Raw genomic sequence first — 19,991 nt, 5'->3', positions numbered from 1 at the left:
ACCAAACGGTTCACTTTAGAATACGCTATAAGAGGCCCATTGACGCAGCCGTCGCTTTGCGTTTTGGAAGGGCAGTAAACGGCAGGAGAAAGCTATGGCCGATGATATCAGCCGCATCACAGCGCTCGAAGAAATGGTGGCGCATCAGGCAAAGACGATCGACGAGCTTTCCGACCAGCTTGCCGAGCAGTGGAAGGTCGTGGAGCAGACGCGGGCCAAGCTCGATCGGCTGACCGAGCGCTTCCTGTCGCTGGAAGAGCAATCGCTGGAAGCGCCGGCGGTCACCAGGCCGCCGCATTACTGAGCGGAAATGAAAAAGGGCGCCCGGAGGCGCCCTTTCGATCTTAGAGATTGCCGATGCAGAGATATTTCATCTCGAGATAATCGTCGGCGCCGTGGCGCGAGCCTTCGCGGCCGAGGCCGGACTGCTTGATGCCGCCGAAGGGGGCGGTCTCAGTCGACATCAGGCCGGTATTGATGCCGACCATGCCATATTCGAGCGCTTCGGCCACCTTCCAGACCTTCTTCAGATCACCGGCGAAGAAATAGGCGGCGAGGCCGAACTCGGTGTCGTTGGCCTGCTGGATCACTTCCTCGACGGTGTCGAAGCGGAAGAGCGGGGCGACCGGGCCGAAGGTTTCTTCCTTGGCCACCTTCATGCCCTTGGCAACGCCCGTCAGAACCGTCGGCGTGAAGAAGGTGCCGGCACCTTCGATGCGCTTGCCGCCGGTCAGAACCTTGGCGCCCTTCGAAAGCGCGTCGCTGACATGGTCTTCGACCTTGGCGAGCCCCTGTTCGTCGATCAGCGGACCGATCGTCACACCTGCGGTGAAGCCGTCACCGACCGACATCGCTTCCACCTTGGTAGCCAGCTTGGCGGCAAAGGCATCATAAACGCCGGACTGGACGTAGAGACGGTTGGCGCAGACGCAGGTCTGGCCGGCATTGCGGTACTTGGAGGCGATCGCCCCTTCGACGGCCGCATCGAGATCGGCATCGTCGAAAACGATGAACGGCGCGTTGCCGCCGAGCTCAAGGCTCACCTTCTTGATCTGGTCGGAGCACTGGCGCATCAGGATGCGGCCGACTTCCGTCGAGCCGGTAAAGCTGATCTTGCGCACCTTGTCGTTGCCGCAGAGTTCCTTGCCGATCGCCGGGCCGTCTTCGCCGACGATGACGTTGAAGACACCGGCAGGAACACCGGCCTGTTCGGCGAGAACCGCAAGCGCGATCGCCGAAAGCGGCGTCTGCTCGGCGGGCTTCGAAACGACGGTGCAACCGACGGCAAGCGCCGGAGCGATCTTGCGGGTGATCATCGCCGCCGGGAAGTTCCAGGGCGTGATCGTGCCGACGACGCCAACCGGCTGCCTGATCACCAGCATGCGCTTGTCATTCGACGGTGCCGGAATGGTCTCGCCGTAGATGCGCTTGGCTTCTTCCGCATACCATTCGATATAGGCGGCGGCGTAGAGGATTTCGCCGCGGGCTTCGGCGAACGGCTTGCCCATTTCGGCCGTCAGGATGGCGGCCAGCTCGTCGGCATTGGCGACCATCAGGTCGAACCACTTGCGCAGGATGGCGCTGCGGTCCTTGGCAGGCTTTGCCGCCCAGGCGGGCTGGGCTGCATAGGCCGCGTCGATCGCCTTGCGGGTGTCGGCAGCGCCCATATCCGGCAGCGAGGCCAGCACTTCGCCGGTCGCCGGGTTCAGCACGTCGAAGGTCTTGGTCGCATCGCCCTTCGTCCATTCACCGTTGATATAGCCGGTGTCGCGCAGGAACTGCGAGGAAAAGGGGACGTGTTTCGTCAGTGCAGTCGTGAATGCCATGTCATTTACTCCGAAGGGACGGTTACTTGCCCGCGCTTGCTTCAAGAATGGAGGCTTCGAGGATATCGAGCGCTTCGCCGAAGATATTGTCCTGAATGGTGATCGGGGCAAGGAAGCGAATGACGTTTCCGTGCACGCCGCAGGTCAAAAGGATCAGACCCTTCTCCAGCGCGATCAGGCGTACCTTGTTGGCGAACTCGGCACTCGGCAGCTTGGTCGTCTTGTCGTTGAACTCGACGGCGTTCATGAAGCCCGGGCCGCGGATATCGACGATCTCGGGCGCCCTGTCGCGCAGCGATTCCAGGCGCTGCTTCAGGCGGCCGCCCAGCTGGTTGGCGCGGTTGCAGAGGTCTTCGTCCTTGATGACATCGAGAACGGCGTGTGCTGCAGCGATGCCGAGCGGATTGCCGCCATAGGTGCCGCCAAGGCCGCCGGGGCCGGGCGCATCCATGATCTCGGCGCGGCCGGTGACGGCGGCAAGCGGGAAGCCGCCGGCAAGGCTCTTCGCCATGGTCATCAGGTCGGGAGCGACCTCATGGTGATCCATCGCAAACATCTTGCCGGTGCGGGCAAAACCGGTCTGCACTTCGTCGGCGATCAGCAGGATGCCGTGCTGGTCGCAGAGCTCGCGCAGCGCCTTCATGAAGGCGGCGGGTGCCGGATAGAAGCCACCTTCGCCCTGAACCGGCTCGATGATGATCGCCGCAACCCGCTGCGGATCGACATCGGCGGCAAACAGCTTCTTCAGTGCTGCCAGCGACTGCTCGGCGGTGACGCCATGCAGCTCGACCGGGAAGGGAACGTGGAAGACGTCGCCCGGCATGGCGCCGAAGCCGACCTTGTAAGGCACGACCTTGCCGGTCAGTGCCATGCCCATGAAAGTGCGGCCATGGAAGCCACCGCCGAAGGCGATGACGGCCGAACGGCCGGTCGCGGCGCGGGCGATCTTAACGGCATTTTCGACGGCTTCCGCACCCGTCGTCACGAAGATCGTCTTCTTGGCGAAGTTGCCCGGCGCGATCTCGTTCAGGCGTTCGGCGAGATGCACGTAGGTTTCGTAGGGAACGACCTGGTGGCAGGTATGGGTGAAGTGATCGAGCTGATCCTTGACGGCGGCAATCACGCGCGGATGGCGGTGGCCGGTGTTGAGAACGGCGATGCCGGCGGCAAAATCGATGTAGCGGCGGCCCTCCTTGTCCCAGATCTCGGCATTCTCTGCGCGATCGGCGTAGATTTGGGTGGTCATGCCGACGCCGCGGGAAATTGCGGCATTCTTCCGGTCCGTAAGAGTGGTTGCGGTCATCGATGCGCTCCTGCGCTCAAAAGGGTTCGTGAATTATCTTGCATAACTTCTGCAAGATATGTAGAAAAGTCCTACATTTTTCCTGCAAGAAATCAAGCGGCATTTTTTGCTTCAAACATCACGCCTTTTGATGGATGCTCGGAACAAGAGATTCTGTCGCGGCAGGATGCATAAAGCACCACGGAATCAGGGATTTATTGGCGAATGAACAATAATGGGCCGGTGCGCTACAAGGTCACCGAGGCAGCACGGCTGGCGGGCATATCTGCGTCCACCGTCCGCCTCTGGGAGAGCCAGGGCCTGCTGGTGCCCGATCGTTCGGAGACCGGCCACCGGCAGTATAGCGCCGATGACGTCGCGCGGTTGAAGAAGATCTCCTGGTACCGCGTCGAGCGTGGCCTCAACCCGGCTGCCATCCGCGAAGCGCTGGAAAGCGAAGAGCCGTCCGCCGATATCGGCGAAAGCGGCGGTGCATCGGATATCGGCCGCCGGCTGCGCAGCCTGCGGCACGCCGCCGGCAAGACGCTCGATCAGGTCGCCGGGGATATGGGCGTCACGTCATCGACGCTTTCGACGCTGGAGCGCACCTCGCAGGGCGTCAGCTTCAAGACGCTGCATGATCTTGCCGAATATTACGGCACGACGGTCTCGCGCCTCTCTGGCGAGGAAGCCGATGACGCGACCGCCGTCGTTCGCTCCGGCGAGTGGCGCACCTGGCCGGAAACCACGCCCGGCGTCACCGTCCAGCTTCTCGCCGAGGGCCGCCGGATGATGGATTGCCACCGCTTCGTGCTCGCGCCCGGTGCCACCAGCGAAGGCGCCTACCGGCATGAGGGCGAGGAGTTCATGCATGTGCTCTCCGGTCGCCTGGAACTGGTGCTCGATTCCGATCAGTTCTTCGATCTCGGCCCGGGGGACTCGCTTTATTTCGAAAGCCGCCGCTATCATTCCTGGCGCAACCAGCACGATGGCGAGACGGTGCTCCTCTGGATCAATACGCCGCCGACCTTCTAGGGCCCGGAGGCGAATGCCGGTATCGCCACCGCTGTCTTTGCGCTATAGCGCCAGAAGAAACACGCGAGGTAAGAGACAGCCATGGCCGCCACCATCCGTTATCACGAAGGCGACATCTCCGCGGCGGATGCCGCTCGCTACAAGGGCGCAATCGCGATCGATACCGAGACGTTGGGCCTCGTGCCGCGCCGCGACCGCCTCTGCGTCGTGCAGCTTTCGCCAGGCGACGGTACGGCCGATGTCATCCGCATCGCTTCCGGCCAGAAGGAAGCGCCGAACCTGACGATGATGCTCGCCGATCCGGCGCGCCAGAAGATCTTCCACTATGGCCGCTTCGATATCGCCGTGCTGTTCCACACTTTCGGCGTCACCACCACCCCGGTCTTCTGCACCAAGATCGCCTCGCGCCTCTGCCGCACCTATACGGATCGTCATGGCCTGAAGGATAATCTCAAGGAGATGCTCGAGGTCGATATCTCCAAGGCGCAGCAGTCGTCGGATTGGGCGGCGGCCACGCTGTCGCAGGCGCAGCTCGAATATGCGGCCTCCGACGTGCTCTATCTCCATGCCCTGCGCGACAAGCTGACCGAGCGCCTGCTGCGCGATGGCCGATTCGATCATGCCACCGCCTGCTTCGAATTCCTGCCGACCCGCGCCAAGCTCGATCTTCTCGGCTGGGAAGAGGCCGATATTTTCGCGCATAGTTGAGCAAAATCGCATATTTACGCCGGAACGGCCGGGCAGGATTTCGCATCCCGCCCGGCCGTTAGTTTTTCATTAACGGCCAATCGGTAGAATCATCATCAATTTTTAAGCATTCGGCGGCGCGATGACGCGCCAAGCGGGCGGGAGGAGCCGCGCGGGAATGCGAAGGGCCGGATGAGCACGGTCTTCTTGTCCTCTGCTTCGATTGTCACTTGCGAAAGTAGGAGCATGCCATGTTGACTCCGGTTCGTGCAGCGTCAAATACGAGTCTCTCTTCCAACGGCCAGTCTGTCGCGATCGTCGCGAGCGGTCTTGCCCGTTCCATCGTTGCCCCGGCCCCGGTTCAGGCCGTCGAAGGCTCCGATCTGAATTCGGCAATCGCCGGCAAGCTCAACCTGCTTCTGGCCGCCGCGCGCGAACGGATGTTCGATGCGCTTCTCGATGCGATCAATGCCGCATCCGAGGCCCTGCCGTTGCCGCGTCAGGACGGCGAGACCAATCTCGCCTTTGCGGCCCGCCTCGCGGATACGATCCAGAAGCTTCCGGCAGCCCGCATCAACGAGATCGAAACGCAGCTTGCTGCCGACGGCCACACGCTGCCGCTGCGGCTGATCGCCGAGGCGCTGAAGAACCCGGCCGGTCCGGAGGCAGCGCGCGTCGTCGCCTATCTCGAAACCATCCGCTACAAGGATCGCGATCTCGCCGCTCGCGCGGTCGTGCGCTCCTATCGCCAGAACGATGCCTCGCCACTGCGCCCCGAGCAGCGGCCGGATATCGTTCTGCAGGAAGACAGCATCCTGCCGCAGCCGAAGGACGATGCCGTCCCGGCCCGCGAGACGCAGGCCCAGGCACCTGCCCGGCAGACGGCCGAACCGGCCACCCAGCTACCGCTCGCAGCCCTTTCCTCTCTGCCCGTCGAAACGATCGAGGAGATCGCCGCCGAGCCGGAAATGGCGGGCGAGCTGCTGCAGGTCGAAACCGCGGATGAGGTAATGGAAGCTAAGGAGCCTGCAGCCGAAGAACCGCAGCAGCTTGCCGAAGCCGAAACACATCAAACTGCGCCGATGGTCGTGAAGGATCGCGCTGAGCCTGTGATCCCGAAGATCTGGCCCGCCGTCCTGGCATCGATCACCGAGGAAGCCTCGGAGCTCCTGGTCGCCATCATCGGCGAGCAGGAAGTGGCGACGCTGCTCGATGCGCTGGCCGTCGAAGCCGACGATCCCGAAGCTATGCCCGAGCAGGCGATGAGCGACGAGATGAAGGAGGCGATGGATGGTCCGGAACAGGCCGCCACGCAGAAGCAGGCACAGCCGGCAGATGCTGCCGCCGTGCGCGCTGTCGCCGCCGACGCTGCCCAGATCGCCCGCCAGCAGAGGGAAATTGCCGCGCAGCCGCAGGTACTTCCCTCCGATCTCACCGAGATGGCACAAAAGTCCGGACTCCTGCGTCCAGCCGATGGCGTCGGCTACATGGCGACGCCCTATCATTTCGCCAAGGATGGCGCCGAGCGCCGCGATCCGCAGATGCATCGCAGTGATTATGAGGGCGGTGCCGGCGACGATGAGCAGGAAGCCCAGTCGGGCGAAGAACAGCAGTCCGCCGGCCAGCAGGAACAACAGCGTCCGCAGGGCAGGGTGCCCGCCGATCTGCCCGAGATCGAGGCGCGCCCGGAAGAGCCGCGCGTCGCCGATCCGGTCTTCGCGCTCTACCAGCGCATGGTCGGCTGGGAATAACGGCGGTTTAAAAAATCAGGACAAAGAAAAACCCGCCGGATCGCTCCGGCGGGTTCTTCATTTCAAAGCTTGTAGCGATTACTCGCCGCGGTTCTTCAGAGCCGCGCCAAGGATGTCGCCGAGCGAAGCGCCGGAGTCGGACGAACCGAACTGAGCGACGGCCTCCTTCTCTTCTGCGATTTCCAGAGCCTTGATGGACAGCATGATCTTGCGGTCCTTCTTGGAGAAGTTGGTGACGCGGGCGTCAACAACCTGGCCAACCGAGAAGCGTTCCGGACGCTGGTCGTCGCGGTCGCGTGCGAGATCTGCACGGCGGATGAACGAGGTGATGTCTTCGTGCTCGACGAGCTTCACTTCGATGCCGCCATCGTTGACTGCGGTGATTTCGCAGGAAACGACTGCATTCTTGCGCAGGTCGCCAGAGGCAGCGGCGTCGCCAACTGCATCCTTGCCGAGCTGCTTGATGCCGAGCGAGATGCGCTCCTTTTCGACGTCAACATCGAGAACGACAGCCTTGACGACATCGCCCTTGTTGAACTCTTCGATGACCTGTTCGCCCGGACGGTTCCAGTCGAGATCAGAAAGGTGCACCATGCCGTCAACGTCGCCGTCGAGACCGATGAACAGACCGAATTCGGTCTTGTTCTTGACTTCGCCTTCGACTTCAGTGCCAGCCGGATGGTTGCGGGCGAATGCTGCCCACGGGTTTTCCAGCGTCTGCTTGAGGCCGAGCGAGATACGGCGCTTGGACGGATCGACTTCGAGAACGACGACTTCGACTTCCTGGCTCGTGGACAGGATCTTGCCGGGGTGTACGTTCTTCTTGGTCCAGGACATTTCCGAGATGTGGATCAGGCCTTCGATGCCCGGCTCCAGCTCGACGAACGCACCGTAGTCGGTGATGTTCGTGACGGTACCGGAAATCTTCTTGCCTTCCGGATACTTGGCCTGGATGCCATCCCACGGATCCGACTCGAGCTGCTTCATGCCGAGCGAGATGCGGTGGGTTTCCTGGTTGATGCGGATGATCTGAACCTTGACCTGCTGGCCGATGTTCAGGATCTCCGACGGATGGTTGACGCGGCGCCATGCCATGTCGGTGACGTGCAGCAGGCCGTCGATGCCGCCGAGGTCAACGAACGCACCGTAATCGGTGATGTTCTTGACGACGCCGTCAACAACCTGGCCTTCTTCGAGGTTCTGAACGATTTCAGAACGCTGCTCGGCACGGGATTCTTCCAGAACCGTACGGCGCGAGACCACGATGTTGCCGCGGCGCTTGTCCATCTTGAGGATTTCGAAGGGCTGCGGGTTGTGCATCAGCGGGGAAACGTCGCGGATCGGACGGATGTCGACCTGCGAACGCGGCAGGAAGGCGATCGCGCCGTCGAGGTCGACCGTGAAGCCGCCCTTGACCTGGTTGAAGATCACGCCTTCGACGCGCTCACCAGCTTCGAACTTGGCTTCGAGCTTGATCCAGCTTTCTTCGCGGCGAGCCTTCTCGCGCGACAGAACAGCTTCGCCAAGTGCGTTTTCGATGCGCTCGACGTAAACTTCGACTTCGTCGCCGACCTTCAGCGAACCGTCTTTGGCACGTGCGCCGAATTCCTTGAGCGCGATGCGGCCTTCGACCTTCAGGCCGACGTCAACAACGGCAACATCCTTTTCGATGGCCGTGACGATGCCCTTGGTTACATAGCCTTCAGCCAGATCGTTCTTGGCAAAGGATTCTTCGAGAAGGGCCGCGAAATCCTCGCGAGAGGGAGTAGCTACTGACATAAAATCTCCTGCGTGGCCTTCGATAGCTTCAAGGCTCACGTATGCGCCGGTTGGTTCGTGTTGAACAGGCCTGAACCCAGTCCGCCTCCTCGAAGGAAGCAATCCGGCGCTTGGACGGAATTTCAGGCTTTCTCAAAAGCATCTCGCGGCGCAAAGCGCAGAAAGCGTGCTCGAATTCAGTTATTTCGGTTCAAGGCCGCGTCGATCAACGATTTCGCAGCTTGAAACGCGGCCTCTATACTCATTTCCGACGTATCAAGCAAGTGCGCGTCTTCGGCTGGTTTCAAAGGGCTGTCGGCCCTTCCCATGTCCCTTTCGTCGCGTCGCTTCACATCCTCGAAAATCGCCTCGAAATCGGCCGCCGTTCCCTTGGCGGTGATTTCGTCGTAACGGCGCCTTGCGCGCACCTGCGCAGAGGCGGTCACATAGAGCTTCACCGGAGCGTCCGGGCAGACGACGGTGCCGATGTCACGGCCGTCGAGCACGGTTCCCGGCGCCTTCTGCGCAAACCGCTGCTGCGCTTCGACCAGCGCGCGGCGAACTGCGGGCATCACGGCAATCTTCGAGGCGGCTTCGCCGATCTCGTGTTTCGACAGGATATCGCGATCGAGGCCGCCGAGTTCAACCTCGCGGGCGATCTTTTCTGCCACCGCCTCGTCATCCAGCGGCAGGCCGGCATCGAGAAGCGCCTTGGCGGTCGCCCGGTAGGTCAGTCCGGTATCGAGATGGTGAAAGCCGTATTCATCGGCAATCCGGCGCGAAAGCGTGCCCTTGCCGGCCGCAGCCGGGCCGTCGATGGCAATCGTGAATGTCGTCTTCAATGGTTTCCTTCCAGCCCGCCATAGCGTTTGACGAGCTCGATCATGTCTTGTTGGCCGCCAGCCGCGTCCAGTCCGGCAGCAACGCCTTCGCGGTCGGCAACGGGACGGTTCTGGCTTACCTTCCACTTGCCTTCAAGCGCAGTGATCTCGATTTCGATGCCGATGATGCCCTTCATCTGCGCACGGATGAAATCGTCGGGCGCATCGGCAACCGCCCATGGCTTCTCGCGGCTGGCCTCATGCTGGCCGGTGAGTGCGTTGATCTGCGACAGCAGCCAGCCGGCATCGTCGATGACGCGGGCCGCACCGCGCGCCTGGACGATCGCGTAGTTCCAGGTCGGCACGACCTTGCCGGTCTCCTGCTTGGTCTTGTACCAGGACGGCGTCACATAGGAGTTGGCGCCCTGGAAAACGGCGAGAATGTCAGCGCCGTCAGCGATGTCGCGCCACTGCGCATTCGCTTTCGCCAGGTGCAGCCGCAGCGTTCCCTTCTGCGATGCTTCGGCATCGATATGAAACGGGACAGGATTGGCGATCAGCCCGCTTGCCCCGGCTGTGATCAGCAGACCCAGCGGATGGGCGCGGATCAGCGCCTGCTGCGTTGCCAGGTCCTCTTCGCGGAAATGGGGCGGCTGATACATGGTTTTCTCGCCGTTTTTGTCGTTTCGGCGTTTCCTAACACACTGCCGCCAGCCGGTCATCCCGTCATCACGGCCACGCCGTGCGCCAGCCGCGAAGTTTCGCTTTGACATAATTGGCCGCAACGATTAAGGGGACCGGCTTATATAAATTCCGAATAGAACGCCGGTTTACACGGCATTTGCCGAATCTAGCATTCGGCCATTCTCACGAGGCTTATAGTGGCGAAAGCGGAACTTGGAACCAAGCGTACCGATCCGGAAACCGGCAAGAAGTTCTACGATCTGAACCGGGACCCGATCGTTTCTCCTTACACCGGCAAATCCTATCCCCTGTCCTTCTTCCAGGAAACCTCGGCCGCCGCTGCTGCCGAGCTGAACGACGAGGACGAAGTTCAGGAAGTCGATACCGAGAACACCGAAGTCGAACTCGTTTCGCTTGAGGACGCCGATGAAGGCGCAAGCGGCGACGACATTCCTGATATGGGCGACGACGACGTCGAGATCGAAGGCGATGACGACGACGATACCTTCCTCGAAGCCGACGAAGACGATGAAGATGACGACATGAGCGACATCATCGGCGTCACCGGCGACGAAGACGAAGTCTGATCCCGCATAATCCACGGCCCGGACAACAAAAATTCTCCGGGCCGTTTTTTTGGCTTGCCATCTGCGAAAACCGCAAGTAATAAGCCGCCACTCCACCGGGTTAACCCGCTTCGGAGTATCCCAGGACCGGAAAATACCGGACCACCCTGATGGGGCTATAGCTCAGCTGGGAGAGCGCTTGCATGGCATGCAAGAGGTCAGCGGTTCGATCCCGCTTAGCTCCACCAAATCTTTCCCTTGAACTAAATCAACACGGCTCGACAGAAACGCAACTTGGCGTCTGAGCTTACCTAAGGGAAAGTCTGAGGCGGCCCATCGAGCCGCCATGCCAAGCCCTGCAGGCAATCTGCCTAGATTCCCGAAAACTCGCTGGCTCTCGGCCCGGCAAGTGAAACCCGCCAGGACGATTTGCTGGTGAAGCTTTGGGTCGCCAGGAAGGTGTAGCCGGTGCTCTGCCAGGACTTCACCGAGCCGTTGAGGCTGTCGAGCACGTAGTCGCCGGATTTCAGCCTTGCGACGAGGACGACGTGATTCTGGCCGTGGCGTTCGATGACGACCGATAGCGCCAGCTTCTGCGAGGGGAAGCCGGCATCGAGCAGGGTCTTCATCTTCAGGAGGGCGTAATCCTCGCAATCGCCCTTGTTGTCGATCGGCAGCGACCAGAACTCGCTCTTGCCTGACGTTACCGTATCCGGCGCGGGCCGGGTGGCGGCATTGACGCTCCTATTGACGCGGGTGATCAGCGCCATCGCCGAAGCGTCGTCCAGCTCCTTGCCCCCGCCATTCCTGCAAACCCAGCCATATCGCGCACAGGCTCCCGCGAAACCTGGAGGCGCGCCGATCGATCGGTCCTGGGGAAGAGCCGTCCCGGCAAATGACTGACTTTGTGAAAGAAAACTCAACGCAACAGCTACGCTAGTCAACAGGAAGTAACGCATGGTCTGCCCTCCTTCGAAAGTGCTAGTCCGTTTAAGCTAAAACTTTATGCATTCGAGGTTAGCTATGTATTAAGATGTACCGTTACTGGCGGGCTTGCTGACTAGGGATAACAAATAGCTAATATAAAATGTATTTCGTTAGCGCTTCGTTAACCTAGGGAGTTGCCCAATGTTAAGAACAACAGCGAAATACAGCATAGTCATCGCTTACCTCATGGCTTCAACCAGCCTCGGGATGTCTGCCCCTCTTCAGATCGACTGTCGCATCGTCAAGCCTGGAACCATCGAGGCCCGCCTCTGTCGCCCCACAGCTGCGATCCCGACCGATGACTATCACGGTTTCGGCGACGATTCAGGCAGTTTGAGGACTTCTTCACAGGCTTCGACGTCTGGAGGCGGTTCCAGCGGCAACCCCGGTGGTGGCAGTAACCCCGGTGGTGGCGATGGCGGCAACCCTGGTGGCGGTGACGGCGGTAACCCTGGCGGTGGCGACGGTGGCCATGGTGGTGGTGACGGTGGCCACGGTGGTGGTGACGGTGGCCACGGTGGTGGCGATGGTGGCCAAGGTGGTGGTAACGGCAACCATGGCGGCGGTAACGGCGGCCAGGGTGGTGGCAATGGTAACCACGGTGGTGGCAACGGCGGCCAAGGTGGTGGTAACGGCAACCATGGCGGCGGTAACGGCGGCCAAGGTGGCGGCAATGGCAACCACGGTGGTGGCAACGGCGGCCAAGGTGGCGGCAACGGCAACCACGGTGGTGGCAATGGCGGCCAGGGTGGCGGCAATGGCAACCACGGTGGCGGCAATGGCAACCACGGTGGCGGCAATGGCAACCACGGTGGTGGCAACGGCAACCACGGTGGCGGTAACGGCGGCCAGGGTGGTGGTAACGGAAGCCACGGCGGCGGTAGCGGCGGCCAAGGTGGCGGCAATGGTAACCACGGCGGCGGTAACGGCGGCCAAGGTGGCGGCAATGGCAACCACGGTGGTGGCAACGGCGGCCAGGGTGGCGGCAATGGCGGCCAAGGTGGTGGCAACGGCAACCACGGTGGCGGTAACGGCGGCCAAGGTGGCGGCAATGGTAACCACGGTGGCGGCAATGGCGGCCAGGGTGGCGGCAATGGTAACCACGGTGGTGGCAATGGCGGCCAGGGTGGCGGCCACGGAGGTGGCAAGTATAACCAGTGATCCTGCTGCCCAGCGGTCAACGATGACGAGGAGCCCGGCTGAAAAGCCGGGCTTCGTTCTTTCCTGGCTGTCGACAATATCCGCCTGACGGAGTGTCGCGCGCTCCATAGCCGGCGTAGCGCGATCGGCCATTCCATCGACAGCCTTGCCATACCCGCCCGTTCGGCTTAGCTCTGCCGCATATCGAATCCGGACAAGCGATGCCTCACAAGGTCTACCTCTCCCTGCTCAAGCTCACCGACTTCCGCAACTACGCGGCAGTGTCGCTGGCGCTCGACGGGCGCCATGTTGTGCTCACGGGAAATAACGGTGCGGGCAAGACCAATCTGATGGAAGCGGTCTCCTTCCTGTCGCCTGGACGCGGTCTGCGGCGCGCGACCTATGCGGATGTCACTCGCGTCGGCGCTTCCAACGGTTTTTCGATCTTTGCCGAACTCGAGGGCATCGAGGGCAATGTCGAGATCGGCACCGGTGCCGATACCGCCGATGACAATGCGGCGCGCCGTCTGCGCATCAATGGGACTGCGGCGAAGACGGCTGACGAGCTCACCGATCACCTGCGCGTTCTCTGGCTGACGCCGTCCATGGATGGCCTGTTTACCGGCGGCTCTTCGGATCGCCGCCGTTTCCTTGATCGTCTCGTTCTGTCGCTCGATCCGTCCCATGGCCGCCGCGCCAGCGATTTCGAGCGCGCCATGCGCAGCCGCAACAAGCTGCTCGACGATCGCCGCTTTGATCCCTCCTGGCTTTCGGGGATCGAGCAGCAGATGGCAAGTCTCGGTATCGCGATGGCGCTTGCCCGCCAGGAAATGCTGGGCCTGCTGGCCCGGCTGATCGAGGAAACACGCGAGACATCGCCGTTTCCTTCCGCTGCGCTCGAACTGTCAGGCTTCATGGACGGCCAGTTTTCACGCCCGGCCGTCGATCTTGAGGATGACTATGCGGCGATGCTGGCGGCGAGCCGCTACCGCGATGCTGCTGCAGGCCGCACGCTCGATGGCCCGCACCGTGCCGATCTCATCGTCCGCCACCGCGACAAGCAGATGGAGGCCGCGCGCTGCTCGACCGGCGAACAGAAGGCGCTGCTGGTCGGCCTCATCCTTGCGCATGCACGCCTCGTCGCAAACCTGACCGGTCACGCGCCCATTCTCCTGCTCGATGAAATCGCCGCACATCTCGACGAAGGCCGCCGCGCGGCGCTCTTCGATCTCATCGATGGTCTCGGCGGTCAGTCCTTCATGACCGGCACCGACCGGTCGATGTTTTCGGCGCTCGGCGAGCGGGCGCAGTTCTTCACCGTATCCGAAGGGCATGTCGGCGCATGAGCGGCGGCGCTTCCTTCTTCGCGCCCGGCCATGATAGCATCGCTCCCATGGAACCTCTCAGTCCCGAAGAAATCGCACGATATCAGCGTCATATCCTGCTGCCGGAGATCGGCGGCGCGGGTCAGCAGAAGCTCAAGGCGGCGCGCGTACTCGTCATCGGTGCCGGTGGCCTCGGCGCCCCGGTGCTGCAATATCTGGCGGCGGCCGGCGTCGGCACGCTTGGCATTGCCGATGATGACCGGGTGTCGCTGTCGAACCTGCAGCGCCAGGTGATCCACGATTCCGGCACGATCGGCGAGATGAAGGCCGAGAGCGCCGCCTTCGCCATCGCCCGCCTCAATCCGCATGTAAGGGTTATACGCTTCGAGGAGCGCTTCTGCCCGGAGGCGGCGGCACGCCAGATTTCGGGCTTCGACCTGCTGATCGATGGTTCCGACAATTTCGACACCCGCTATGCCGCCGCCGATGCCGCGGAGCGGGCGAAGATACCGCTGGTAACAGGTGCCGTCGGCCGCTTCGACGGCTCGGTGACGGTCCTGAAACCTTACGAGACGGCTGCTGATGGCAGCCTGAACCCCACCTATCGCGATCTCTTCCCCGAGATCCCGCCGGAGGGGCTGATACCCGCCTGCGCCGAGACCGGGATTGTCGGCGCGCTGACGGGCGTCATCGGCACGCTGATGGCCATGGAGGCGATCAAGCTCGTCACGGGTAATGGTCACCCGCTGATCGGTCGCCTGCTGCTCTACGACGCGCTGAGCGCCCGTTTCGATACCATACGATACAAGCGCCGGCGGACAGCATGATCGATATCGTCAGACTGGATGAAAGCTTCGGCGGCTGGGCGGAGCTGCTCGACCTGATCCTCTCCTCCTTCGCCTATATGAACGGCCGCATCGATCCGCCGTCCTCGGCGCTGGATCTGACGGCCGACGCGCTACGAGCCAAGGCGGTGGCGGAAATCGGCTATGTCGCGCTTGATGATGGCGCGCTGGCTGGATGCATGTTCCTTCGCCCGGAAAGCGATTGCCTCTATCTTGGCAAGCTCGCTGTCGCACCTGAATTGCAGGGCAGGGGGATCGGTAAACGACTTCTTGCTGCAGCCGAGGCTACGGCCCGGGAACGCTCGCTTCAGATGATCCGGTTGGACACCCGCATCGAGCTGACCGGCAACCATGCCGCATTCGCCGCGATGGGCTTTGTCAGGACGGCCGAGAAAGCGCATCCCGATTTTGATCGCGTCACCTATGTCGAGATGCGAAAGACGCTGGCCTAGCGGCCGGGCAGCACGCGGTTCGGCGGCCGATGCCCATCGATGAAGGCGCGGATGTTGATGATCACCTTGTCGCCCATGTCGATACGGCCTTCGATCGTTGCCGAGCTCATATGCGGCAACAGCACGACCTTGCCTTCGTTGGCGAGTTTGATCAGCTTCGGATTGACCGAGGGCTCGTTCTCGAAGACATCGAGCCCTGCACCGGCAATCCGTCCCTCCCGCAGACATTTGATCAGCGCCGCTTCGTCGACGACATCGCCGCGCGCGGTGTTGACGAGATAGGCAGTCGGCTGCAGAAGCGCGAGGCGCCGGGCCGAGAGCAGGTGGAAGGTCGCCGGTGTCGACGGGCAGTTGACGGAGACGATGTCGACCCGGGCCAGCATCTGGTCGAGGCTTTCCCAATAGGTCGCCTCCAGCTCGTCTTCGGTCGCCGGGTTCACGCGCTTGCGGTTGTGATAGTGGATCGAGAGGCCGAACGCCTTGGCGCGCCGCGCAACGGCGGTGCCGATCCGGCCCATGCCGACGATGCCAATCCGCTTGCCGTGAATGCGCCGTCCCAGCATCCAGGTCGGCGACCAGCCGGCCCATTCGCCGGGCTTGTCGATAAGGACGCGCGCACCTTCGCCGAGCCGGCGCGGTACGGCGAGGATCAGCGCCATCGTCATGTCGGCCGTGTCTTCGGTCAGCACGTTCGGCGTGTTGGTAACGGTGATGCCCTTGCGGGCGGCAGCCTCGACATCGATATGGTCGGTACCGTTGGAGAAGCTGGCGATCAGCTTCAGCTGCGGCCCTGCCTGTTCGATCAGCGCTGCATCGATCCGGTCGGTCACCGTTGGCACCAGCACGTCGGCAGTCTGCACCGCCTCGGCAAGCTCGGGCATGGAACGTGGCGAATCGTCGATGTTCAGTTGCGCGTCGAACAGCTCGCGCATGCGGGTCTCGACCGCGTCAGGCAGTTTCCGGGTGATGTAGACCTTCGGTTTTTTCTTCGATGTCATCGCGGCCGGCCATGCCTTGTTCAGATGTCTTTAACCAAGACGGGGGATAATTTTAACGTTCGGGCAATTTCTACCAGACCCGCACGCGAAGACAAACAAAACTCGCGAGCGGTTTCCGGCGAATGTCACGGCCCGGCTGATGAGCGGGCGCGCCCGCTTACCATTTCGAGCGAACGGAAACTCCATGCGTGGAATCACTCTGAAGTCCTGCCTTGCTATTGCGGTTGGTCTGATGCTGTCGGCAAGCGCCGTCGAATCTGCGTATGCGCAAGCGGCCAAGGGCCCGAGCGGCCTGCCGCTGCCGCGCTTCGTGACGCTGAAGTCGAAGCGCGTCAATCTGCGCATCGGCCCCGGAACCGATTATGCCGCTTCCTGGATGTACCTCAAGGCCGGCCTGCCGGTGGAGATCATCCAGGAATATGACAACTGGCGCCGCATCCGCGATGCCGACGGCACGGAAGGCTGGGTCAACCAGTCGCTGCTGTCGGGTCAGCGCTCGGCGCTTGCTGCGCCGTGGATGAAGGGCAAGGGTAAATCTGTCTTCGTCAACATGCGCCGCGAGCCGCAGTCCTCGGCAACCATCGTCGCCAAGCTGGAACCTGGCGTGATGATCCATATCGGTGAGTGCAATGGCGACTGGTGCCATGCAGATGCCGACGGCGCCGAAGGATGGGTGGCGCAGTCGGAAATCTGGGGTGCCTACCCCGGCGAAGCCTTCAAATAAGCTTCGCCTCGCGGGCTGCTTCGGCAAGCGACTTCATCGGCCGGGGGCCGATCTGCTGGATCACGATGCCGGCCGCCAGGCAGCCGAGCTTGCCGCAATCCTCGAGCGTGCGGCCCTGCGTGTAGCCGTAGAGGAAGCCTGAGGCGAAAAGATCGCCGGCGCCCGTCGTATCGACGACCTCGTTGATGCTGATCGCATCCACATACCAGCGCTCGCTGCCCTTCAGGATCACTGCGCCGTCTTCGCTCATTGTTACGGCCGCAATCTTGCAGTCCTTGGCGATCTTGTTCAGCGCTTCCTCGAAATCGTCGGTCTCATACAGCGACAGCGCTTCCTGCTTGTTGGCGAAGACGATGTCGACGGTGCCGGAGCGCATCAGGTCGAGGAATTCTGCGCGGTAGCGGCCGACGCAGAAGCTGTCCGAGAGCGTCATCGACACTTCGCGGCCATTCTCATGGGCGATGCGGGCGCATTCGCGGATCGCTTCCTTGGCGCGCGGCGGATCCCAGAGATAACCCTCGAAATAGGTGACCTTGGCATCGGCGACGACATCGCTCTCGACGTCTTCGGGGCCGAGTTCGACGCAGGCGCCGAGATAAGTGTTCATCGAACGCTCGCCGTCATCGGTGACGAAGATCATCGAGCGCGCCGTCGGCGGGAACTTGCCCTTTGGCTTGGTCTGGTAGTGAACGCCCTGGGCGCGGATGTCGTGCGCGAAGATCTCGCCCAGCTGGTCGTCGGCGACCTTGCCGAAATAGGCGGCCTTGGCGCCGAGGCTTGCGGCACCGGCTGCCGTGTTGCCGGCGCTGCCGCCCGACGCTTCGAGCGCCGGTCCCATGCGGGAATAGAGCAGCTCGGCGCGTTCGGCATCGATGAGGTTCATCGCCGCCTTGGTGATCTTGTTGTCAATGAGGAACTGGTCGTCGCAACGCGCGATAATATCGACGATGGCGTTGCCGACAGTCAGAACATCGAATTTGGTCATGAAATGGGAGGTCCCGGATTTTGTGATAGCCGGGGTTTGGTCTTAGCGGAATTTCCGCTGATGGAAAGGAAAAAGGCTTTGGCGGCGATTTTCTTCGCAAAAATGCCGCCAATCCGTCATGCCGCTGTCACCATGGACACCTAAATAAGCTCTCAAGCAGACCGGCATGAGCATCCAAGGATGTGGCCGGGTGAGAAGGGATGATGCCCTTCGACTGTTCCGGAAGCGGCGCTGACCACGGATGAACTGGCAGCATCGCGAACCGGGTGTTCGGCAAGACCGGATGCGGAAAAGCGGGCCTTGCCCGCTTTTTTTGTTTTCTCGGCTTCGAATGTTGGGACCAACGGGTTTGTCAACGCGCCGCCTTTGCTGTTAGACCTTGGGCTCCCCGCGCCAAGGCAGTTCTCCCCGCATGACAGCTATCGTTTTCGACGTCCTCCCTATCTTCATCATGATCCTGATCGGCTGGCTGATCGTGAAAGCGGGGTTGATGACGGCCGATACCGGCGATGCGCTGAGCGATTTCGTCTTCAAGATCGCCGTGCCGATGCTGCTCTTCCGCACCATCGCCGAGGCTGACTTCCACGGCGCTTCGCCCTTCCGCCTCTGGATCGCCTATTTCTCCGGCGTCGCCGTCACTTGGACTGTCGGCCATATCGCCGCGACCAGGCTTTTCGGCCGCGATGCCCGCATCGGCGTTCTCGCCGGCGTCTCCTCGGCTTTCGCCAATACGATCTTCGTCGGCCTGCCGCTGGTCCAGCGCACCGTCGGCGACAAGGGTCTCGTGCCGCTCTCGATCCTGATTGCCGTGCATCTCCCCGTCATGATGATCGTCGGCACGATCCTGATGGAGCGCGCCGAACACAAGATCTCCGGCGCCGCCGACCGCAGCATCCTGAAGCTTCTGCGCCAGATCGGCCTCAATCTCATCCGCAATCCGCTAGTGATCGGTCTGGCGGCCGGTGCTGCCATGCACCTGCTTGGCCTGACGATGCCGGGTCCGGTCGAAAATATCGTCGATCAGATTGCCGGTGTTGCCGGTCCGGTCGCGCTGATTTCGCTCGGCATGGCTCTGGAAAAATACGGCGTGTCGGGCAATCTCGGCATCGCCAGCGTCACCTCCGCCTGCAAGCTTCTGCTGCTGCCCTGCTGTGTCTGGATCGCCAGCCACCTCGTCGGGCTCGCGCCTGATTGGACGGCGGCGCTGGTGCTGATCGCTTCGGTTCCGACCGGCGTCAACGCCTGGCTGATCGCCAACCGCTTCGGCGTCGGCCACAGCCTCGCGGCCTCGACGATCACGGTGACAACCGCACTCGGCGCCATTTCGGTCTCGCTATGGGCCTATATCCTCGGCGCCTGACGCCGCAGTCGCGCAAAAGAAAAGCCCGGCTTGCGGCCGGGCTTCAATCTCTTTTGCGATATGTCGATCAGCTTACTGCGTGATCGTATCCGGAGCGTTCGGGTCCGGCAGCGGGGCCGGCGAATCGGCCAGCGTGTGCAGGTAAAGGATGACGTTGGCGCGATCCTGCTCCTTCGGCAGACCGGCAAAGCCCATGGCGGTGCCCGGGACCTGCTTCTTCGGAGCCATCAGGAAGTGGTTCAGATGGTCGAACGTCCACTTCTCAGCGCCGCCCTTGGAAAAGTCCTTCATGGCGGACGAATAGGCGAAGCCCTCATGCGAAGCGATCGGGCGATCGACGAGACCATAGAGGTTCGGACCGACTTTGTTCGGCCCCCCCTTGGTCGCGTCATGACAGGCCTGACACTTCTTGAAAATCGTCTCGCCGGCCTTGGCATCAGCCGTCGGCAGCAGCTTTGCAATCGGAACCATTGCAGCGGCAGCACTCGCTTCGCCGCCGCCAGCAGCTGGCGTCTCCTCGGCGACGATCGTGAAGCCTTCCTTCTCCGGCGCTTCTGAATGGAAGATTCCTTCGGACGCGATGGAGACCGACATCAGGACGAAAATCGTTCCGAGCAGCGCACCAACGGCCGTATTGACGTAAGAATTCATCTGCAATGCTCCCCGTGCAGTCGGCAGACCCTAAAAAGGTACCATCTTGAAATCGCGCGGAACCTATGTCTTTTGGCTGTTCGTTGCAACTGTCTAAATGGTCCTGTACGTGAG

20 protein-coding genes and 1 tRNA gene are annotated in these 19,991 nt (G+C 62.0%); 11 read left to right on the top strand and 10 right to left on the bottom strand.

The annotated features are described in order from the left end of the window. The first annotated feature begins 94 nt into the window (after window positions 1-94). Window positions 95-304 (top strand): SlyX family protein, encoded by a 210-nt coding sequence (locus tag ACQZ5H_RS25545; RefSeq protein ID WP_449099307.1) that lies wholly within the window; start codon window positions 95-97, stop codon window positions 302-304. 40 nt (window positions 305-344) lie between these two features. Here the strand turns inward: ACQZ5H_RS25545 and ACQZ5H_RS25540 are convergent, their stop codons facing one another. Both ACQZ5H_RS25540 and ACQZ5H_RS25535 read right to left on the bottom strand, forming a co-directional pair. Continuing rightward, window positions 345-1,826, bottom strand: coding sequence for an NAD-dependent succinate-semialdehyde dehydrogenase (locus tag ACQZ5H_RS25540; RefSeq protein ID WP_449099306.1), 1,482 nt, complete (start codon window positions 1,824-1,826; stop codon window positions 345-347). 22 nt (window positions 1,827-1,848) lie between these two features. Further along, window positions 1,849-3,129: a 4-aminobutyrate--2-oxoglutarate transaminase gene (locus ACQZ5H_RS25535; protein WP_112714274.1), complete on the bottom strand. Its 1,281-nt coding sequence runs from the start codon at window positions 3,127-3,129 to the stop codon at window positions 1,849-1,851. A gap of 204 nt (window positions 3,130-3,333) precedes the next feature. On the opposite strand from ACQZ5H_RS25535, the gene ACQZ5H_RS25530 reads away from it, so the two are divergent. The 3 genes from ACQZ5H_RS25530 to ACQZ5H_RS25520 all read left to right on the top strand — a co-directional run bounded on the left by ACQZ5H_RS25530 (window position 3,334) and on the right by ACQZ5H_RS25520 (window position 6,581). Continuing rightward, the gene (locus ACQZ5H_RS25530; RefSeq protein WP_449099305.1) at window positions 3,334-4,143 is read left to right on the top strand and encodes a MerR family transcriptional regulator; all 810 of its coding nucleotides are present in this window, start codon (window positions 3,334-3,336) and stop codon (window positions 4,141-4,143) included. Between the two features lie 81 nt (window positions 4,144-4,224). After that, window positions 4,225-4,851 (top strand): ribonuclease D, encoded by a 627-nt coding sequence (locus ACQZ5H_RS25525; RefSeq protein WP_112714270.1) that lies wholly within the window; start codon window positions 4,225-4,227, stop codon window positions 4,849-4,851. 230 nt (window positions 4,852-5,081) lie between these two features. Next, window positions 5,082-6,581 carry a hypothetical protein gene (locus tag ACQZ5H_RS25520; protein WP_449099304.1) on the top strand — a complete coding sequence of 500 codons (1,500 nt, stop codon included), beginning with the start codon at window positions 5,082-5,084 and terminating at the stop codon, window positions 6,579-6,581. Between the two features lie 78 nt (window positions 6,582-6,659). Here the strand turns inward: ACQZ5H_RS25520 and rpsA are convergent, their stop codons facing one another. The 3 genes from rpsA to ACQZ5H_RS25505 all read right to left on the bottom strand — a co-directional run bounded on the left by rpsA (window position 6,660) and on the right by ACQZ5H_RS25505 (window position 9,822). Next, window positions 6,660-8,360 carry a 30S ribosomal protein S1 gene (rpsA, locus tag ACQZ5H_RS25515; protein ID WP_112714266.1) on the bottom strand — a complete coding sequence of 567 codons (1,701 nt, stop codon included), beginning with the start codon at window positions 8,358-8,360 and terminating at the stop codon, window positions 6,660-6,662. A gap of 176 nt (window positions 8,361-8,536) precedes the next feature. After that, window positions 8,537-9,181, bottom strand: coding sequence for a (d)CMP kinase (gene cmk, locus ACQZ5H_RS25510; protein ID WP_112714264.1), 645 nt, complete (start codon window positions 9,179-9,181; stop codon window positions 8,537-8,539). After that, window positions 9,178-9,822 (bottom strand): FMN-binding negative transcriptional regulator, encoded by a 645-nt coding sequence (locus ACQZ5H_RS25505; RefSeq protein ID WP_449099303.1) that lies wholly within the window; start codon window positions 9,820-9,822, stop codon window positions 9,178-9,180. The genes cmk and ACQZ5H_RS25505 overlap by 4 nt, the downstream gene beginning before the upstream one ends. A 219-nt stretch (window positions 9,823-10,041) precedes the next feature. Between ACQZ5H_RS25505 and ACQZ5H_RS25500 the strand changes: the two genes are divergently transcribed. Both ACQZ5H_RS25500 and ACQZ5H_RS25495 read left to right on the top strand, forming a co-directional pair. Further along, window positions 10,042-10,431, top strand: a complete 390-nt coding sequence (locus ACQZ5H_RS25500; RefSeq protein ID WP_112714260.1) for a TIGR02300 family protein — start codon at window positions 10,042-10,044, stop codon at window positions 10,429-10,431. A gap of 151 nt (window positions 10,432-10,582) precedes the next feature. Next, window positions 10,583-10,658: transfer RNA gene (locus tag ACQZ5H_RS25495), tRNA-Ala, on the top strand. A gap of 123 nt (window positions 10,659-10,781) precedes the next feature. Here the strand turns inward: ACQZ5H_RS25495 and ACQZ5H_RS25490 are convergent. Then, entirely contained in the window at window positions 10,782-11,369 is a 588-nt protein-coding gene (locus tag ACQZ5H_RS25490; RefSeq protein WP_199629881.1) for a transglutaminase-like cysteine peptidase, read from the bottom strand. A 373-nt stretch (window positions 11,370-11,742) separates the two neighbouring features. Continuing rightward, complete coding sequence (locus ACQZ5H_RS25485; RefSeq protein WP_449099302.1) at window positions 11,743-12,690, bottom strand: hypothetical protein; 948 nt, start codon at window positions 12,688-12,690, stop codon at window positions 11,743-11,745. Window positions 12,691-12,758: 68 nt separating this feature from the next. Here ACQZ5H_RS25485 and recF point away from each other — a divergent pair, with 68 nt between their 5' ends. The 3 genes from recF to ACQZ5H_RS25470 are packed head-to-tail and all read left to right on the top strand — an operon-like array spanning window position 12,759 to window position 15,159. Then, window positions 12,759-13,883 (top strand): DNA replication/repair protein RecF, encoded by a 1,125-nt coding sequence (gene recF / locus ACQZ5H_RS25480; RefSeq protein ID WP_449099301.1) that lies wholly within the window; start codon window positions 12,759-12,761, stop codon window positions 13,881-13,883. After that, window positions 13,880-14,689 carry a molybdopterin-synthase adenylyltransferase MoeB gene (locus ACQZ5H_RS25475; RefSeq protein ID WP_449099300.1) on the top strand — a complete coding sequence of 270 codons (810 nt, stop codon included), beginning with the start codon at window positions 13,880-13,882 and terminating at the stop codon, window positions 14,687-14,689. Before recF ends, ACQZ5H_RS25475 begins: the two co-directional genes overlap by 4 nt. Continuing rightward, complete coding sequence (locus ACQZ5H_RS25470; protein ID WP_449099326.1) at window positions 14,689-15,159, top strand: GNAT family N-acetyltransferase; 471 nt, start codon at window positions 14,689-14,691, stop codon at window positions 15,157-15,159. Before ACQZ5H_RS25475 ends, ACQZ5H_RS25470 begins: the two co-directional genes overlap by 1 nt. On the opposite strand, the gene ACQZ5H_RS25465 is transcribed toward ACQZ5H_RS25470, so the two are convergent. Beyond that, window positions 15,156-16,157 (bottom strand): 2-hydroxyacid dehydrogenase, encoded by a 1,002-nt coding sequence (locus tag ACQZ5H_RS25465; protein ID WP_449099299.1) that lies wholly within the window; start codon window positions 16,155-16,157, stop codon window positions 15,156-15,158. The two genes, ACQZ5H_RS25470 and ACQZ5H_RS25465, sit on opposite strands and share 4 nt — an antisense overlap. A gap of 184 nt (window positions 16,158-16,341) precedes the next feature. Here ACQZ5H_RS25465 and ACQZ5H_RS25460 point away from each other — a divergent pair, with 184 nt between their 5' ends. Beyond that, window positions 16,342-16,881 (top strand): SH3 domain-containing protein, encoded by a 540-nt coding sequence (locus ACQZ5H_RS25460; protein ID WP_112714248.1) that lies wholly within the window; start codon window positions 16,342-16,344, stop codon window positions 16,879-16,881. Here ACQZ5H_RS25460 and ACQZ5H_RS25455 read toward each other — a convergent pair. Beyond that, window positions 16,874-17,866: an adenosine kinase gene (locus ACQZ5H_RS25455; RefSeq protein WP_449099298.1), complete on the bottom strand. Its 993-nt coding sequence runs from the start codon at window positions 17,864-17,866 to the stop codon at window positions 16,874-16,876. The two genes, ACQZ5H_RS25460 and ACQZ5H_RS25455, sit on opposite strands and share 8 nt — an antisense overlap. Before the next feature lie 412 nt (window positions 17,867-18,278). Here ACQZ5H_RS25455 and ACQZ5H_RS25450 point away from each other — a divergent pair, with 412 nt between their 5' ends. Then, on the top strand, window positions 18,279-19,226 hold the full coding sequence (locus ACQZ5H_RS25450) for an AEC family transporter (RefSeq protein ID WP_112714244.1): 948 nt from the start codon (window positions 18,279-18,281) through the stop codon (window positions 19,224-19,226). Window positions 19,227-19,298: 72 nt separating this feature from the next. Here the strand turns inward: ACQZ5H_RS25450 and ACQZ5H_RS25445 are convergent, their stop codons facing one another. Beyond that, window positions 19,299-19,877: a c-type cytochrome gene (locus tag ACQZ5H_RS25445; protein ID WP_112714242.1), complete on the bottom strand. Its 579-nt coding sequence runs from the start codon at window positions 19,875-19,877 to the stop codon at window positions 19,299-19,301. Window positions 19,878-19,991 lie beyond the last annotated feature (114 nt).

This window comes from Rhizobium sp. 21-4511-3d, assembly GCF_053522545.1.
This window is presented reverse-complemented; position numbering and strand designations above follow the sequence as displayed.